General features: G+C 70.3%; 12 protein-coding genes. All 12 read left to right on the top strand.

From position 1 onward, the window contains the following. Positions 1-22 precede the first annotated feature (22 nt). The 12 genes from ACZ5LB_RS12650 to ACZ5LB_RS12595 all read left to right on the top strand — a co-directional run bounded on the left by ACZ5LB_RS12650 (position 23) and on the right by ACZ5LB_RS12595 (position 17,059). Positions 23-1,642 carry a methyl-accepting chemotaxis protein gene (locus ACZ5LB_RS12650; protein WP_464602584.1) on the top strand — a complete coding sequence of 540 codons (1,620 nt, stop codon included), beginning with the start codon at positions 23-25 and terminating at the stop codon, positions 1,640-1,642. A gap of 117 nt (positions 1,643-1,759) precedes the next feature. Then, the gene (locus tag ACZ5LB_RS12645; RefSeq protein WP_464602583.1) at positions 1,760-2,890 is read left to right on the top strand and encodes a methyl-accepting chemotaxis protein; all 1,131 of its coding nucleotides are present in this window, start codon (positions 1,760-1,762) and stop codon (positions 2,888-2,890) included. 9 nt (positions 2,891-2,899) lie between these two features. Then, the gene (locus ACZ5LB_RS12640; protein ID WP_464602582.1) at positions 2,900-3,268 is read left to right on the top strand and encodes a response regulator; all 369 of its coding nucleotides are present in this window, start codon (positions 2,900-2,902) and stop codon (positions 3,266-3,268) included. Positions 3,269-3,276: 8 nt separating this feature from the next. After that, positions 3,277-3,588, top strand: a complete 312-nt coding sequence (locus ACZ5LB_RS12635) for an STAS domain-containing protein (protein WP_464602581.1) — start codon at positions 3,277-3,279, stop codon at positions 3,586-3,588. Positions 3,589-3,595: 7 nt separating this feature from the next. Further along, entirely contained in the window at positions 3,596-5,764 is a 2,169-nt protein-coding gene (locus tag ACZ5LB_RS12630; RefSeq protein WP_464602580.1) for a chemotaxis protein CheW, read from the top strand. Then, positions 5,761-7,389, top strand: coding sequence for a methyl-accepting chemotaxis protein (locus tag ACZ5LB_RS12625; RefSeq protein WP_464602579.1), 1,629 nt, complete (start codon positions 5,761-5,763; stop codon positions 7,387-7,389). Before ACZ5LB_RS12630 ends, ACZ5LB_RS12625 begins: the two co-directional genes overlap by 4 nt. 15 nt (positions 7,390-7,404) lie before the next feature. Next, on the top strand, positions 7,405-7,947 hold the full coding sequence (locus ACZ5LB_RS12620) for a chemotaxis protein CheW (protein ID WP_464602578.1): 543 nt from the start codon (positions 7,405-7,407) through the stop codon (positions 7,945-7,947). Further along, positions 7,944-8,789 carry a CheR family methyltransferase gene (locus ACZ5LB_RS12615; RefSeq protein ID WP_464602577.1) on the top strand — a complete coding sequence of 282 codons (846 nt, stop codon included), beginning with the start codon at positions 7,944-7,946 and terminating at the stop codon, positions 8,787-8,789. The genes ACZ5LB_RS12620 and ACZ5LB_RS12615 overlap by 4 nt, the downstream gene beginning before the upstream one ends. Next, positions 8,779-9,828 (top strand): protein-glutamate methylesterase/protein-glutamine glutaminase, encoded by a 1,050-nt coding sequence (locus tag ACZ5LB_RS12610; protein ID WP_464602576.1) that lies wholly within the window; start codon positions 8,779-8,781, stop codon positions 9,826-9,828. Before ACZ5LB_RS12615 ends, ACZ5LB_RS12610 begins: the two co-directional genes overlap by 11 nt. A 15-nt stretch (positions 9,829-9,843) precedes the next feature. Next, a complete protein-coding gene (locus tag ACZ5LB_RS12605; protein WP_464602575.1) occupies positions 9,844-11,073 on the top strand; it encodes a hybrid sensor histidine kinase/response regulator in 1,230 nt (409 codons plus the stop codon). 2 nt (positions 11,074-11,075) lie between these two features. Continuing rightward, the gene (locus tag ACZ5LB_RS12600) at positions 11,076-11,591 is read left to right on the top strand and encodes a chemotaxis protein CheD (protein WP_464602574.1); all 516 of its coding nucleotides are present in this window, start codon (positions 11,076-11,078) and stop codon (positions 11,589-11,591) included. A gap of 722 nt (positions 11,592-12,313) precedes the next feature. Beyond that, a complete protein-coding gene (locus ACZ5LB_RS12595; RefSeq protein WP_464602573.1) occupies positions 12,314-17,059 on the top strand; it encodes a hypothetical protein in 4,746 nt (1,581 codons plus the stop codon). Positions 17,060-17,082: the final 23 nt, after the last annotated feature.

Below are 17,082 nucleotides of genomic sequence, written 5' to 3'. Positions count from 1 at the left end.
ACCAGGTTCCAAAGGAGCTGCCATGTCCTTCTTGAACAACCTCCGCCTTTCCGCACGGCTCCTGCTTGCCTTCCTGATCGTGGCCATCCTGTCGGTCGGGGTGGGGGCGATGGGCGTGAGGGGCACCTCGACCGTCGCCGGCCTCATGCACCAGGTCTACACCGAAAACGTCCTGGGCCAGAACTACTTGGCCAACTGCATCGTGCGCATGGCCGCCCTGCAGCTGCGGGTGGTGTACATGGTCATGGCCCCGGACGAAAAGGGCCGCGCGGCCGAACTCGCCAACATCGAGCTGGCCAAGAAGGAGTTTCTGGAATGGTCCAAGAAGGAACGGGCCACGAACATGAGCGACACCGAAAAGGCCCTCTGGGCCGATTTCGATCCCAAGTGGACCAGCTACGGGGAGACGATCCGGAAGATCGCGGCCCTGATGGACGACAAGAAGGTCGAGGACGCGAAGAAGATGACGATGCTCGAAGCCAGGCCGAAGTACCTGGAGCTGCGGGCCATGCTCGTGAAGATCCTGGACGACAACGGCCACGTGGCCGAAGAGGCCGACAAGTCCGGGGCGGCCACCTACGACGGGCTCCGGCGGAACATGACCCTCACCACGGTCGTGGTTTTCGCGTTGGCCATGGGACTGGGCCTCCTGGTGACCCGCATGATCAAGCGCCAGGTGGGCGGCGAACCCATGGAGGCCGCTTCCATCGCCCAGCAGGTGGCGGCCGGGGACCTGGCGGTCCAGGTGGACCTGCAGCCGGGGGACACCACGAGCATGATGGCGTCCATCAAGAACATGGTTGAAAAGCTGGCCAGCGTGGTGGGCCAGGTGCAGGAAGCCTCCCAGTCGCTGGTGGGCGCCTCGGAGCAGCTCAGCTCCACCGCCCAGTCCCTGAGTCAGGGCGCCAGCGAGCAGGCCGCAAGCGTGGAGGAGACCAGCGCCTCGGTGGAGGAGATGAGCGCTTCCATCGCCCAGAACAACGAGAACGCCAAGGTGACCGGGGACATCGCCACCCGGACCGCCAAGGAGACGGTGGAAGGGGGCCAGGCGGTGAGGGAGACCGTGGGCGCCATGAAGCAGATCGCCCAGAAGATCGCCATCATCGACGACATCGCCTACCAGACCAACCTGCTGGCCCTGAACGCGGCCATCGAGGCGGGCCGCGCCGGGGAACACGGCAAGGGCTTTGCGGTGGTGGCCGCCGAAGTGCGCAAGCTGGCCGAGCGCAGCCAGGTGGCGGCCGAGGAGATCAGCGGGCTCGCCTCCGGCAGCGTGGACCTGGCTGAACGGGCCGGGAAGCTGCTGGACACCATCGTCCCGTCCATCCAGAAGACCTCCGACCTGGTCATGGAGATCGCCGCCGCCTCGGCGGAGCAGAATTCCGGCGTGGGCCAGATCAACGCGGCCATCGGCCAGATCAGCCAGGCGGTGGCCCACAGCGCGGCCGCCTCGGAAGAGCTGGCCTCCACATCGGAAGAGGTCAATGCCCAGGCCCTGGAGCTCCAGGGGACCATGGACTACTTCCGGCTCGCCAAGGGCGCCGCGCCCGCGCGTGCCCGGGTGGCGGCGCGGGCTCCGGCGAAGCCCCGGAAGGTGGCCGCGCAGCAGGAGCAGGATGCGGGCGAGTTCACACGTTTTTGATGGCCGCCCCGGCGAAGGGGTGGAATCCTTGACGTAGCCATCCGTTGAGGCCCAACGCCTTCTCTCTCATTCCCCCCCTCCCGCGCCCCCGGCGCCCCGCCCAGGAGACCGGACCCCTTGGAATCCCCAGCCCCCGTAACGAACCTTCCGATCCCCCGGCACCTGGGAACCTACGGCGTCCCCGCCGTGGTCTTCCTGGCGCCCTGCCTCGCGTCCGGATTCGGCTGGAAGGGTGTGCTCCTGGGCCTGGCGGCCCTGGGGTGCGTCCTTCTGGTCCGGCGCCCCGCCCCGCCCGCCCCCGCTGCCCTGGAACCGGCGCCGGTGCAGGCCTCCCCTGAGGCCCGCCCCGGGATCGAGCAGGTCGCCGGCGCCGTGGTCCCCCTCTGGGCGGGGCAGACCTCCCAGGCCCGGTCGGAGATGGAGGAGGCCATCACGGCCCTCACCGGGCGCTTCTCGGCCATGCAGCGGAACCTGAAGGAGGCCGTCCACACCGCCGGCCTGGAGTCGAACCGGAACCTCCAGGTCACCATCGAACGGGGCGCCGACGCCCTGCACGGGGTGGTGGAGGACCTGGAGGCGGGCGCCAGGGCCCGCAACGAGGTGCTGGAGAAGATCCAGGACCTGGCTGCCATCACCGAGGAGCTGCGCACCATGAGCGAGGAGGTGGCGGCCATCGCCAACCAGACCAACCTCCTGGCCCTGAACGCCGCCATCGAGGCCGCCCATGCCCGGGAGCTGGGACGGGGCTTCGCCGTGGTGGCCGACGAAGTGCGCAAGCTCAGCATGCGCTCGGGCACCACCGGCAACGCCATCACGTCCAAGGTGGCCTGGGTGAACAAGTCGCTCCTGGACACCCTCGCCGCCACCCAGGCCTTCGCGGTCACCGACGCCGCCATGGTCCAGAAGGCCGACGCCACCATCAAGAAGGTGGTCGAGGACATCCAGGAGGGCGTGGGGCTCCTTTCCGACTCCGCCACGCGCTTCGAGGGGGTGGGGGTCCATCTGGGGCAGGAGATCTCCAGCACCCTCGTCCACCTGCAGTTCCAGGACCGGGTGGGGCAGATCCTCCAGAGCGTCGTGGCGGACATGGAGAAGTTCAGCCATCGCCTCGAGCACCATCCCACCAGCCTGGAGGTGGACCAGTGGCTTGCGGAGCTCGAGACCACCTACACCACCGCCGAACAGCTGGCCATCCACCGTGGGGAGCAGGCCTCCCAGGACACGGATTCCGACATCACCTTCTTCTGAGTGGACCCCATGGCAAAGACCATCATGATCATCGACGATTCCGTGAGCCTCCGGCAGGTGGTGGCCATCGCCCTGGCCGGGGCAGGGTACGACGTCATCGAGGCCTGCGACGGACAGGACGCGCTGGCCAAGCTCACCGGGCAGAAGGTCCACCTCATGATCTGCGACGTGAACATGCCCAACATGGACGGCATCACCTTCCTCAAGTCCATCCGGGCCCATCCGGCCTACAAGTTCACCCCGGTGATCATGCTCACCACCGAGGCCGGCGAGGACAAGAAGCGCGAAGGGCAGGCCGCGGGCGCCCGGGCCTGGGTGGTCAAGCCCTTCAAGCCCGAGCAGCTGCTCGTGGCCGTTTCCAAGCTGATCCTTCCCTGAGGCCGGCCATGATCACCTTCGCACGCGACCAGCACACCCTCCTCCTTTCGGGGGAACTCACCATCTATCACGCCGCCGAGGCCAGGACGCGCCTCGGGGAGGAACTGGCCGCGGACCCGGCCCTGGAGGTGGACCTTTCGGGCATCGAGGAGCTCGACACCGCCGGCGCCCAGGTGCTCCTCTGGCTCAAGCGCGAGGCCCGGGCCCGGGGTGGGGCCGTGCCCTTCACCCACCACAGCCCCGCCGTCCTGGAGGTGCTCGACCAGCTCAACCTGGCCGGCGCGTTCGGGGACACCCTGCTCATCGCACCCACCGCCTGAGGCAACCATGGACATGGACCAGGTCAAGCAGACCTTCATCATCGAATGCCGCGAGCTGCTGGCCTCCATGGAGGAGGCGCTCCTGACCGTGGAGGACCAGGCCGACGCCACGGAATCCATCAACGCCATCTTCCGCGCCGTGCACACCATCAAGGGTTCGGCGGGGCTGTTCGGGCTGGACCCCATCGTGCGCTTCGCCCACACGGTGGAAAGCGTCATGGACCGGGTGCGGGGCGGCCGCCTCGCCCTGAACCCCGAGCTGGTGGGCCTGTTCCTGGAGTGCCATGACCACCTGGTGCGCATGCTGGCCACGGTGCGGGAGAACGCCGAGGAGCCGCCCGAAGTGGCCGCAGAGGGCGAACGCCTCCTGGGGGCCCTGGTTCCCTGGCTCGAGGGCGGGGTGGCCACCGTGGCCCCCGCCGTGCACCCCGAGGTGGCCCATCGCCCGGAAGGCGGCGGGGACCACTGGCACATCTCCGTGCGGTTCTCGCCCAACGTGCTCCAGAACGGCATGGACCCCCTTTCCTTCGTGCGCTACCTGCGCACCCTGGGGCGCATGGTCAGCCTGCACTCCCTGCTGGAGAAGCTCCCCGCCGGGGAGGCCTTCGATCCCGAGGCCTGCTACCTGGGCCTGGAGATGGACCTGGAGACCGACGCGGACCGCAAGACCCTGGAGGACGTCTTCGAGTTCATCCAGGACGACAGCCGGATCCGCCTGATCCCGCCCCGCGCCAAGGTGGAGGAGTACCTGGCCCTCATCCAGGCCCTGCCCGAGGAGGAGCATTTCCTCGGGGAGATCCTGGTGGCCGGGGGCTGCATCACCGCGCGCGAACTGGACACGGCCCTGCAGGTGCAGAAGGGCGAGGACCCCGGGCGCATGATCGGCACGATCCTGGTGCAGGACCAGTCCGTTCCGCCCCCGGTGGTGGCCGCGGCATTGGAAAAGCAGAAGCGTTTCCAGGACAAGCAGGCCAACGAGATGAAGGTGGTGAAGGTCGCTGCCGAGAAGCTCGACAAGCTGGTGAACCTGGTGGGCGAGCTGGTCATCGCCGGGGCCAGCGCCCAGGCCATGGCCAGCCAGGCCAAGGAGTCCCGCCTCCTGGAGGCCACCGCCACCTTCAACAAGCTGGTGGAGGAGATCCGCGACAATGCATTGAGCCTCCGCATGGTGCAGATCGGCGAGACCTTCAGCCGCTTCAGGCGCATCGTGAGGGACGTGAGCCGGGAACTGGGCAAGGAGATCGAGCTGGAGATCCAGGGCGCCGAAACCGAACTGGACAAGACCATCGTGGAGAAGATCGCCGATCCGCTCATGCACATCGTGCGCAACTCCATCGACCACGGCATCGAATCCGCGGAGGTGCGCCTGGCCCGGGGCAAGCCGGCCACGGGCTCGCTCTCCCTCAACGCCTTCCACGAGTCCGGCAGCATCGTCATCGAGGTGGCCGACGACGGCGGCGGCCTGGACAGGGCCCGGATCCTGGCCAAGGCGGTGGAAAAGGGCCTGGTGGCCGCCGGGGCGGACCTGTCCGACGCCGAGGTCCACGCCCTCATCTTCGAGCCGGGGTTCTCCACCGCCTCCGCCGTAAGCAACCTCTCCGGCCGGGGCGTGGGCATGGACGTGGTGCGCCGGAACATCGACGAATTGCGCGGAACCGTGGAGATCGAGAGCTACGAGGGCTCCGGAACCACCATGCGCATCCGGCTCCCCCTGACCCTGGCCATCATCGACGGGTTCCGGGTGGAGGTGGAATCCACCTGCTACGTCATCCCCCTGGACACGGTCATCGAGTGCCTGGACCTGGGCCCCTTCCTGGAGTCCGAGGAGAACCACCTCATCAACCTCCGGGGCGAGGTGCTGCCCTTCCTGCGCCTGCGGGAGGTCTTCACCGTGCCGGGGCCCCGGCCCGCCAAGGAGCGGGTGGTGGTCATCCAGTACGGCGAGACCCGCGCCGGCATCGTGGTGGACAAGCTCCTGGGCGAATTCCAGACGGTCATCAAGCCCCTGGGAGAGCTCTTCCGCAACCTTCGCGGCGTGGGGGGCTCCACCATCCTGGGCACCGGCGAGGTGGCCCTGATCCTCGACGTTCCCCAGCTCGTCCAGCTCGCCACGCGTCGCGGCAGGGGCGTCGCCCCGGCCCTTTCCCAACCAACTCTTGAGCAGGGGCGCCCATGAACTGGTTCAAGCATCTTCCTCTCGCCACGCAGCTGATCCTGGCCTTCGTGCTCGTCGCCCTCATCGCCGGGGGGGTCGGGGCCATCGGGATCTTCAACCTCGACAAGCTGGCCACCAGTGACCGGAACATGTACGATTCCGCCACCGCGCCCATGAAGAACCTGGACGCGATCAACGGGAACTTCCAGCTGGTGAGGAACTCCCTCAGCAAGACCATCGCCGCCCCCGACAAGGAGAAGCTGGCCATGGTCCTGAAGGCCTACGAGAACAACTGGAAGCTCATGCAGGACGCCATGGAGGCCTACACGAAGCAGGCCACCTCCAGCGAGGAGAAGGCGAACCTGGCCCGGCTGCGGGAGCTGACCGTCACCTACGACAAGGAGGTGGCCCAGCCCATGATCCGCTTCCGGAACGAGAACAAGATCGCCGATTCGGTGGCCGTGTCCTACAGCGCCAACGTCGGCAAGATCACCAACGAGCTCAACGGAGTGATCGAGAAGATGATCCGGGGCAACGTGGAGGAGGCCGAAGCCATCGCCACCGCCAACGCCCAGATCGCCCGGTCAGCCTCCACCCAGATGGCCGTGGCCATCGGCCTGGGCATGCTCCTGGCGGTGGGGCTGGGACTCCTGGTGACGTCCCTCATCAAGAAGCAGGTGGGAGGCGAACCCGCCTACGCCGCCGCCATCGTGCGTCAGGTGGCCGAAGGCAACCTGGGCCTGGAGGTGGTTACGTCCCGGGGCGACACCGAAAGCATGATGGCCTCCATCAAGGTCATGGTGCAGAAGCTCTCGGACGTGGTGGGGCAGGTGCAGGAAGCCTCGGACATGCTGGTGGGCGCCTCGGACCAGCTGAGCGCCACGGCCCAGTCCCTGAGCCAGGGCGCCAGTGAACAGGCTGCAAGCGTGGAGGAGACCAGCGCCTCCGTGGAGGAGATGAGCGCCTCCATCGCCCAGAACAACGAGAACGCCAAGGTCACCGGCGACCTGGCCTCCCGCACGGCCATGGAGGCCCGGGACGGCGGCAAGGCGGTGAAGGAGACGGTGGGCGCCATGAAGCTGATCGCCCAGAAGATCGCCATCATCGACGACATCGCCTACCAGACCAACCTGCTGGCCCTCAATGCCGCCATCGAGGCGGGACGGGCCGGGGAGCACGGCAAGGGCTTCGCGGTGGTGGCGGCCGAGGTGCGCAAGCTGGCCGAGCGCAGCCAGGTGGCCGCCGAGGAAATCAGCGGGCTCGCCTCGGGCAGCGTGGAGCTCGCGGAACGGGCGGGGAACCTCCTGGATACCATCGTCCCCTCCATCCAGAAGACCGCCGATCTGGTCATGGAGATCGCCGCGGCCTCCGCGGAGCAGAACTCCGGCGTGGGCCAGATCAATGCCGCCATCGGCCAGATCAGCCAGGCGGTGGCGCAGAACGCGGCGGCGTCCGAGGAACTGGCGTCCACCTCCGAGGAAGTGAACGCCCAGGCCCAGGAGATGCAGGGGACCATGGCCTTCTTCCAGTTGGCGGGCGTCCGTGCCCGGGTCGCGAAACGGCCGGCCGCCAAGGCGCCGGTTTCCGTGTCCAGACGCCCGGCCAAGCCCCTGGAAGCCAACGAGGATGATTTTTCCCGATTCTGACGGAAGGAGACGCCCATGGCGGAAGCGATGCAGGTCAACAAGCGCACCCGGGCCGCGGTGGAGAAGGTCCAGGTGGAGAAGAAGGACCAGTTCCTGGCCTTCGTGCTGGGCGGGGAGCACTTCGCGATGGACATCCGCTCCATCAAGGAGGTGATCCAGTACGGCGCCCTCACCGAGGTGCCCCTCATGCCGGACTTCATCCGGGGCGTGATCAACCTGCGCGGGGCGGTGGTGCCGGTGATCGACCTTTCGGTGCGGTTCGGCCGCCCCGCCACCGACGTGGCGCGGCGAACCTGCATCGTGATCCTGGAGGTGGCGCAGGAGGGGGATATCGTGGAGCTGGGGGTCATCGTGGACCACGTGAGCGAGGTGCTGGAGATCGGCGCCTCGGAGATCGAGCCCGCGCCGTCCTTCGGCAGCACCCTGCGCAGCGACTTCCTGGCCGGCGTCGGCAAGGTGGGCGGGAAGTTCGTCATCCTGCTGGACGTCAACCATGTCCTCTCCATCGACGAAATGGCCGCCCTGGGGGCCGGTGGTGCCAGGGCGGACGCTTCGTGACCGTTCGCCCTCCATCTCCAGGCTTTCCGCTGGCGACGGGGTCGCCGGCCATCACGGACGTGGAGTTCGGACGCATCCGGACCCTGGTCAAGCAGCTCACCGGCATCAACCTCTCGGACCAGAAGAAGGCCCTGGTGGTGGGCAGGCTCGGCAACCGCCTGCGCCACCGCGGCGTGTCCTCCTTCGGGGAGTACCTCAAGATCCTCCAGGACCCCTCGGAGAAGATCGAGCTCCAGACGGCCATCGACATGATGACCACCAACGAGACCTCCTTCTTCCGGGAACCCGAGCACTTCCGCATCCTGTCCGACCACATCCGCGGCCTGCGGCCGGTGCCCTTTCCCTTCAAGGTCTGGAGCGCGGCCAGCTCGAGCGGGGAGGAGGCCTACACCATCGCCATGGTCCTGTCCGATCTCCTGGGCACCGCCGACTGGCAGGTGCTGGGCACCGACATCAGCACCCGCGTCCTGGAGCGGGCCCGCAACGGGCTCTACCCCATGGAGCGCAGCGCCGGCATCCCCAAGGAGCTGCTGCACGCCCACTGCCTCAAGGGCACCGGGAAGCAGGAGGGCATGTTCCTCGTCAGCCGGCATCTAAGGCAACGGGTGACCTTCACCCAGGCCAACCTCATCCAGCCCCTGCCCAGGCTGGGTCCCTTCGACGTCGCCTTCCTGAGAAACGTGCTCATCTATTTCGAACCTCCCCAGAAGAAGCTCGTGGTGGACGCCGTGGCGGGCCAGGTCAAGCCGGGGGGCCTCCTCATCGTCGGCCATTCCGAGAGCCTCACCGGGCTCGACCACAACCTCACCCCCCTTCGTCCGACGGTGTACCGTGTCCCCTGAGCCCATCAAAGTCCTGGTCATCGACGATTCCGCGGTGGTGCGGCAGGCCCTCACTGAGATCCTCGGGAAGGACAGGGGGATCAAGGTCATCGGCCAGGCCATGGATCCGCTGTTCGCCATGGAGAAGATGAAGAAGGAGTGGCCCGACGTCATCCTCCTGGACGTGGAGATGCCGCGCATGGACGGGATCACCTTCCTGCGCAAGATCATGGCCGAACGCCCCACGCCGGTCATCATCTGCTCGTCGCTCACCGCCAAGGGCGCCGAGACCACCATGCAGGCCCTGGCCGCGGGCGCCTTCACCATCTTCACCAAGCCCACCCTGGGCGTGAAGTCCTTCCTGGAGGACAGCTCCGGCGACCTGGTCACCGCGGTGCGGGCCGCCGCCGGCGCCCGGGTCACACGGGTGCTCAAGCCCATCCCTCCCAAGTCCAACGCGGACATCGTGCTGCCGCCGGGGGGCGAGGCCATGGCGGTCACCACGGACCGGTTCACCGCCATCGGCACGTCCACGGGCGGCACCCAGGCCCTGGAGTACGTGCTGGCGTCCCTGCCCCGCACCTGCCCGGGCATCGTGGTGGTCCAGCACATGCCCGAGAAGTTCACCGCGGCCTTCGCGGCCCGCCTCGACAGCCTCTGCGAGATCGAGGTGCGGGAAGCGAAGACCGGCGACCGCGTCCTGGCCGGCCGGGCCCTCATCGCCCCGGGAGGCAAGCATCTGGTGGTGCGCCGCAGCGGCGCCCAGTACGTGGCCGAGGTGGTCTCGGCGCCCCCCGTGAACCGGCACTGCCCCTCGGTGGACGTGCTCTTCCGCTCCGTGGCCAAGTACGCGGGCCGGAACGCCCTGGGCGTCATCATGACCGGCATGGGCGACGACGGCGCCCGGGGCCTCCTGGAGATGAAGCAGGCCGGCGCCCACACCCTGGCCCAGGACGAGGAGAGCTGCGTGGTCTTCGGCATGCCCAAGGAGGCCATCAAGCTGGGCGCCGCGGACAAGGTCGTGCCGCTCTCCCAGATTCCCGAGCTCATCGCCCGCTGACCCCGGAGCCCGACCATGGATTCCTCCGACACCATCCTCATCATCGACGACGACGCGGCTCTTCGGGTGGCCCTGCGGGCCTTCCTGGAAGGCATCGGCCTGCGGGTGCTGGACGCCCCCGACGGCGCCCAGGGCCTGGACCTGGCCCGGCGGGAGCGCCCCGACGTGGTCCTGCTGGACCTGACCATGCCGGGAATCAACGGCTACGACGTCTGCCGGGAGCTCCTCGCCCAGGGCGAGGAAGGGCCTCCCGCGGTGATCGTCATGAGCGGCCTCCTGGGCACGTCCCAGCGGGTGAGGGCGTTCCACTCCGGCGCCGTGGACTGTCTGGCCAAGCCCGTCCAGTACGAGGAGGTGGAAGTCCGGGTGATGACCCACCTCGCCATCCGCCGGAAGAGCCAGGAGGTGAGGGAGAGCCGGGACAGCCTGGGCAAGGCCCTCCACGACGCCGGCGCCATGAACCGCAGCCTCATGGCCCTCAACGTCAAGCTCACCCACTCCGAGGAGGTCAAGACGCGCTTCCTGGCCCTGATGCGCAATGAGATCAACAATCCCCTCGGCGGGATCATGGCCCTGGCCGACCGCATCGCCGACCCGGCCCTTCCCCCCGCCAAGGCGCGGGAACTGGCGGCCCTGGTCAAGGACGAGGCCTTCCACCTGGACTGCCAGATCCGCAACGTCTTCACCGCCGCCGAAGTGGAAGCCGGCGAGGCCAGCCCCTTCCTCGCCCGGGTCGACGTGGCCTCGGTGGTGCGCGACGTGGTGGGCTCCTTCGAGGTCAAGGCCCGGGAGCGGGAGCTGGGCCTGGCCACGCGCCTCGAGGGCCTGGAGGAGGACTTCCCCACCGACGCCGACATGCTCCACCACATCCTCTCCAACCTCGTCTCCAACGCCGTCCATCACGCCCAGGGCCCCGTGGAGGTGCGCGCCGTGCTGACCGGGTCGGGCCTGGTGCTGGAGGTGCAGGACGGGGGCCCGGGCCTTTCCGAGCTCGCCCTCAAGGGGATCTTCGAACCCTTCCGGAACGAGAACGGCCCCTTCAAGGTGGCGCGGGGCCAGGGCCTCGGCCTGGTGGTGGTGCGGGCCCTGGTGGAGATCCTGCACGGACGGATCCACGTGGACAGCGAGCCCGGCCGGGGCAGCCTCTTCCGCGTGGAGCTGCCCAGGACCCCCTTCCTGGCCAATCCCCAGGCGCGCGCCCAGGACGACAACATCCTCATTTTCGACGAGCCGCAAGCGTTCTGACCATGGATCAGGCCCTGGAGAAGGTACCCACCCACTACCTCTATCCCTGCATGGTGTTCGCGCACCGGCAGGAATTCGAGGTGACGACGGTGCTGGGCTCCTGCGTGGCGGTCTGCCTGTGGGACCCGGCCATGCAGATGGGGGGGATCAACCACTACATGCTCGCCCTGTGGAACGGGGACGGCCTGCCCACGCCCAAGTACGGCAACATCGCCATCCAGAAGCTCGTCCGGGCCATGCTGGACCGGGGCTGCACCCGGGAGCGCATGGTGGCCAAGGTCTTCGGCGGCGGCAACGTCATCGGCAACAGCCAGGGCTCGGTCACCGTGGGCGAGCGCAACATCACCGTGGCCTGGGACCTGCTCCGGGAGGCCGGCATCCCCATCACCGCCTCGGACGTGGGCGGCGACGTGGGCCGGAAGATCATCTTCAACACCCGCACCGGCACCGTCCTCATGTCCCGCCTCAAGCGCATCGACGGCCAGCCCCTGGACCTCCCCGACGGCAGGCCGCGATAGGGGCCGGTGGTTTTCTGCGGAATGATTTCGCCCAAATGGAGTGTTGGGGAATCTTCGGGTAAAGGACCCGTACACCGAGGACGCCGAGGCGCAGAGTCACGCCGAGGTGGCTTCGCAACTTGGTGCGGCGACCCATGCCGCCCAGGCCCTGCCCGCTGGCGCGGGCCGCGTCGCAGGCGACGCGCGGCAGGGCGCGCAGGTCCTTCCGCATGCAAGCCTGTGGAAGGACCTGCGCACCCTGCCTTGGACGGGCCTGGGCTCATCGATCCGGATGGAATCCAGCGGCGTGGTTCCTTGGCGCCTGGAATCGTGGTTCATCGAACCGCATCGGCTGGAACACCCCACGCTCATACAGATTCCGGCAGAGAAGAACAATGTCCGCGCCGAAACCCCACGAAACTCTCAACGCCTAGCCCGGGCCCGTCCAAGGCAGGGGGCGCTGGCCCGCCACAGGCTCGCATGTGGAAGGGCCAGCGCCCCCTGCCGCGCGTCGCCTGCGACGCGGCCCGCGTCAGCGGGCAGGGCCTGGGCGGCATGGGTCGGCGCCAAGGATGCGAAGCCACCTCTGCGCAACTCTGCGCCTCGGCGTGCTCGGCGTACGGGTCCTTTACCCGAAGACGCCGAATCTTCAAATCCAGATGAGCAGGTACCGTTTTTTCGATCTGCTTGTGCCCCGCACGGCCCTGAAAGGCATCGGAATTCGCCGGTGATAGTATTCCTGGATGGAGGACAGCGGCTGGATCGTCGTCAAGGGCGCGCGGGAGCACAACCTGCGCGGCGTGGACGTGGCCATTCCCCGAGGGCGGCTCACGGTCGTGACGGGGGTCTCGGGGTCGGGCAAGTCTTCCCTGGCTTTCGATACCCTCTTCCGGGAAGGACAGAGGCGGTTCCTGGAGACCCTCCCGGCCTTCTCCCGGCAGTTCACCGGGGGCCTGGGGCGGCCGGAGGCGGCTTCCATCACGGGGCTGGGGCCCGCGGTGGCCGTGGGCCAGCGCGCGTCCCTGGCCAACCCCCGGTCCACCGTGGGCACCCTCACCGAGGTGTGGGACCTGCTGCGCCTGCTCTTCGCGCGGCTCGGGGAGGGTCCGGTCGCGCCCACCCGGGGCCTGTTCTCCTTCAACGGCCCCGAAGGGGCGTGCCCCGCCTGCGCCGGCCTGGGCGTGGAGGACCGCCTGGACCTGGACCTGCTGGTGGCCGACCCGGCCCGCACCCTGCGCCAGGGCGCCCTCCACGTGAGCACCCCCAACGGCTACCTCATGTACTCCCAGGTGACTCTGGACGTGCTGGACCAGGTGCTCCGGGCCCACGGGGGCTCCGTGGACATCCCCTGGCGCGACCTGGGCGACGAGGCGCGCCAGGTGGTCCTGCACGGCTCGGACCGCCTGCGGGTCCCCTACGGCAAGCATCCCCTGGAATCCCGCCTCAAGTGGACGGGCATCACCGCCCGGCCCCGGCAGGACGGGTTCTACCGCGGCCTCGTGCCGGTCATGGAGGAGATCCTCCGGGGCAAGCGCAACGACTCGATCCTGCGCTACGTGGCGACCTCCCCGTGCTCCGCCTGCGGGGGGGCGCGGCTGCGCCCGGAGGCGCTGGCGGTGCGCTGGCGGGGCCTGGCCATCACGGACCTGGCCGCCAGGACGGCCTCGGAGCTCCACGGCTTCCTGGCCGGGCTGGAGCCCGAAGGCGAAGGCGCGGCGGTGCTGGGGCCCATCCGGGAGGATCTCCTGGGCCGCACCGCCCTGATGGTGGAGCTGGGCCTGGGGTACCTGGCCTTCGACCGCCCCGCGCCCACCCTCTCCCAGGGCGAGGCCCAGCGCCTGCGCTTGCTGACCCTCGCCCTGGGAGAGCTGCGGGGCCTGCTTCTGGTGCTGGACGAGCCCTCCGCCGGCCTCCACCCGGGCGATGCGGCGCGGTTCCTGGGCGTGCTGCGCAGGCTGCGGGACCAGGGCCAGACGGTGGTGGTCGTGGAGCACGACCCGGTCATCGCCCTGGGCGCCGACTGGATCGTCGACCTGGGTCCCGGCCCGGGCCGGGAGGGCGGCGGAATCCTCTACGGCGGGCCTCCCGCGGGCCTCCTGGAAACGGGCGACTCCCCCACCCGGACCTGGCTGCGGGGAGGCTACCGTCCCCCGCCGCGGGTGCCCCGGGAAGGGGCCCGCATCCGCATCGAGGGCCTGCGCCGCCACAACCTCCAGGACCTGGCGGTGGAGCTGGTGGAGGGCGGCCTCAACGTGGTCACCGGCGTCTCCGGCGCCGGCAAGACCTCCCTCCTGGACGACGTCGCCGGGCGCCGGCCGGCGCTGCGGGTGGATGCGGCCCCCATCGGGCGCACCCCGCGGTCCAACCCCGCCACCTACACGGGCGCCTTCGACCTCATCCGGACCCTCTTCGCCGCCACCCCCGCCGCCCGGGCCGCGGGCCTGGGCAAGGGCCACTTCACCTTCAACACCCCCGGAGGCCGCTGCGAGACCTGCGAAGGGGCCGGGGTGCTGGAGGTGGGCATGAAGCACCTGGGCACGGTGTCCGTGCCCTGCGGCGCCTGCGCGGGCAGGCGTTTCCACCCCGAGGTGCTGGCGGTGGAATACCGGGGCCGGACCATCGCCGACGTGCTGGAATGCAGCGTCCGGGATGCCGCCGGGCTCTTCGCGGACCAGCCCAGGCTCGCGCGCATCCTCGCGGCCCTCCTGGACTGCGGCCTGGGCTACCTGCCCCTGGGCCAGCCCGCCACCACCCTTTCGGGCGGCGAGGCCCAGCGGGTGAAGCTGGCCACGGAACTGGCCCGCGCCGGCAAGGGCGCCTCCTTCATCGCCCTGGACGAACCCACCACGGGCCTCCACGCCGCTGACACGCAGGTGCTCCTGGCGGCCTGGGACCGGCTCACGGAGGCCGGCCACACCCTCCTGGTGGTGGACAACGATCCCGACGTGATCCTGCGGGCCGACCACGTCATCGACCTGGGGCCCGGCAGCGGGCCCGGAGGCGGCCGCATCGTGGTGGCGGGATCCCCCGCCGAGGTGGCCGCCTGCGACGCCTCCCTCACCGGGGCGGGCCTGCGGGGCTTCCCCCTCCCGCCCCCGTCGCTTCCCGCTCCCGCCTCCCTTCCGCCCATGGAGCTCCAGGGCGTCACCACCCACAACCTGCGGGAGGTGGACGCCGCCTTCCCCGCCCGGGGCCTCACGGTGGTCACCGGCCCGTCGGGCTCGGGCAAGAGTTCCCTGGTCTTCGACACCCTTCTGGCGGAAAGCCTCAACCGCTTCAACGACCTGGTGGCCCCCTGGGCGCGCCGGCTCCTGCCCCGCAAGGGCGGGGCGGAATTCGCCGCGGCCCGCAACCTCCAGGCCGCGGTGGCCGTGCCCCAGGGTTCCGGCCGGCGCAACCCCCGCTCCCGGGTGGGCACGGTCACGGAACTGGACGAACTCTTCCGCATGCTCTGGTCCCGGGCGGGGTCGGAGCCCCTGCCGGCCTCGGCCTTCTCGCCCAACGCCGAGGCCGGGGCCTGCCCCCGGTGCAGGGGCCTGGGCTTCCTCCAGGCCTGCGATCCCGAGCGGCTCGTCACCGCCCCCGACCTGCCCCTGGTCGCGGGCGCCCTGGACGGCACCCGCTTCGGCGCCTACCTGGGCGAGCGCGACGGGCGCTACGTCGCCACCCTCCTGGCCGCGGGACGGAAGCTGGGCCTGGAATTCAACCGCCCCTGGCGGGAGCTGGACGCCGCCGCCCGCGCCGTGGCCATGCGCGGCTGCGAAGGGACCCTGGAGGTGGAATGGGCCTACCGCCGGGGCCGGCGGGAGGGGGTCCACCGCCTCTCCACCCCCTGGGAGGGCTTCGCGGCCCTGGTGGACAGGGAGTACGAACGGGTGCACCTGGAGAAGGGGGAGGACCTGGCCGACCTCCTGGGGGAGACGCCCTGCCCCGACTGCGGCGGGGAGCGCCTGAACCCGCGGTCCCGGAGCTCCTCGTTCTCCGGGCTGCGCCTGCCCGAACTGGCGCGCATGACCGTGTCCGAGGCCCGGGCCTGGTTCGGGTCCCTGGACCTGTCGGGCCCCGCCGCCGCGCTGCGGGAGGATATCCTGCCCCGCCTGGCGGCCCTGGAGGAGGCGGGGCTGGGGCACCTGGCGCCCGGGCGGGAGATGGCGAGCCTTTCGGGCGGCGAGGCCCAGCGGGTGCGCCTCGCCGCGTCCCTGGGCTCGGGCCTCTCGGGCGTCACCTACGTGCTGGACGAGCCCACCCGCGGCCTCCACCCCCGGGACACCGCGCGCCTGGCGGGTGTGCTGCGCGGCCTGGCCGACGCCGGCAACGCCGTGGTGGTGGTGGAGCACGACCCCGCCCTGGTGGCCCGCGCCGACCACATCCTGGAACTGGGCCCCGGGCCGGGGCCGCGGGGGGGCCTGCTCACGGGCCAGGGCGCCCCGGGATCCTTCCCGCCGTCCTCGCACACCGGGCGGATCCTGGCGCGCCGGACCCCGCCCCCGCCGGCCCCGGCGCGTCCCCTCGCGCCGGGCGTGTCCATCCGGGGCGCGGGCCTCCACAACCTGCGCGGCATCGACGTGGACCTGCCGTCGGGGGCCCTGGTGGCGGTCACGGGTGTCTCGGGCAGCGGCAAGTCCAGCCTGGTGCGGGGCGTGCTCGGAGCCTCGCTGCGGTCCCTGCTGGCCGGGCGGGGCCCGGTGGGCTGCGCGGAACTGCGGGTGCACGTCCCGGTCCGGCGCGTGGAGGTCCTGGACCAGGGCGGCTCCGGCCCGGGCTGGTCCACCACCGTGGCCACCGCCATGGGCCTGGCCGACCCGCTGCGGCGGCGCTTCGCCGCCACCCCCGGGGCCCGGTCGCTGAAGCTTTCCGCGAAGCACTTCTCCACGGCCTCCCCGGGCGGGCGCTGCGAGGCCTGCGAGGGCAGGGGCGCGATCACGGTGCCCATGGACCTGCTGCCGGACGTCACCGTGGGGTGCGAGACCTGCGGGGGCGCCGGCTTCGGGCCCGCGGTCCTGGAATGCCTCCTGGAGGGGCGGTCCATCGCGCAGGTGTTCGCCGCCACCGTGGACGAGGCCCGGGGGTTCCTCGGGAACGACGCCGCCCTGGCGGGGCCCCTGGACGCCCTGGCCCGGGTGGGCCTGGGCTACCTGCGCCTGGGCCAGCCCGGCCCCGGGCTTTCCGGCGGCGAGTGGCAGCGCCTGCGCCTGGCCACGCTCCTGGCCGTACCCCCGGAGGGCACGGCCGTTCTCCTGGACGAGCCCGCCCGGGGGCTGGGGGCCGAGGACGTGGAGCGCCTGGTGGCTTCCCTGCGCCACCTGGCCGGGGCCGGCAACCTGGTGGTGGCCGTGGAGCACGACCTGGAATTCGTGCGCGGCGCCGATTGGATCGTGGACCTGGGGCCCGGGGGCGGGCCCCAGGGCGGGGCGGTCGTGGCGGCGGGCACCCCCGCGCACATCCGCGCCTGCGCGGCCTCCGCCACGGGCGAGGCCTTGAACCATTAATACGGCAATCTTGCTATATTTGA

The sequence above is a fragment of the Mesoterricola sp. MK458 genome, from assembly GCF_055384935.1.
Note: the sequence above shows the minus strand (reverse complement) of the source record. Positions and strands in the feature narration are given on the sequence as shown.

Coding starts and splice junctions, on each gene's coding strand:
- ACZ5LB_RS12650 (WP_464602584.1), top strand. CDS start 23: ATGTCCTTCTTGAACAACCTCCGCCTTTCCGCACGGCTCCTGCTTGCC.
- ACZ5LB_RS12640 (WP_464602582.1), top strand. CDS start 2,900: ATGGCAAAGACCATCATGATCATCGACGATTCCGTGAGCCTCCGGCAG.
- ACZ5LB_RS12635 (WP_464602581.1), top strand. CDS start 3,277: ATGATCACCTTCGCACGCGACCAGCACACCCTCCTCCTTTCGGGGGAA.
- ACZ5LB_RS12630 (WP_464602580.1), top strand. CDS start 3,596: ATGGACATGGACCAGGTCAAGCAGACCTTCATCATCGAATGCCGCGAG.
- ACZ5LB_RS12625 (WP_464602579.1), top strand. CDS start 5,761: ATGAACTGGTTCAAGCATCTTCCTCTCGCCACGCAGCTGATCCTGGCC.
- ACZ5LB_RS12620 (WP_464602578.1), top strand. CDS start 7,405: ATGGCGGAAGCGATGCAGGTCAACAAGCGCACCCGGGCCGCGGTGGAG.
- ACZ5LB_RS12605 (WP_464602575.1), top strand. CDS start 9,844: ATGGATTCCTCCGACACCATCCTCATCATCGACGACGACGCGGCTCTT.
- ACZ5LB_RS12600 (WP_464602574.1), top strand. CDS start 11,076: ATGGATCAGGCCCTGGAGAAGGTACCCACCCACTACCTCTATCCCTGC.
- ACZ5LB_RS12595 (WP_464602573.1), top strand. CDS start 12,314: ATGGAGGACAGCGGCTGGATCGTCGTCAAGGGCGCGCGGGAGCACAAC.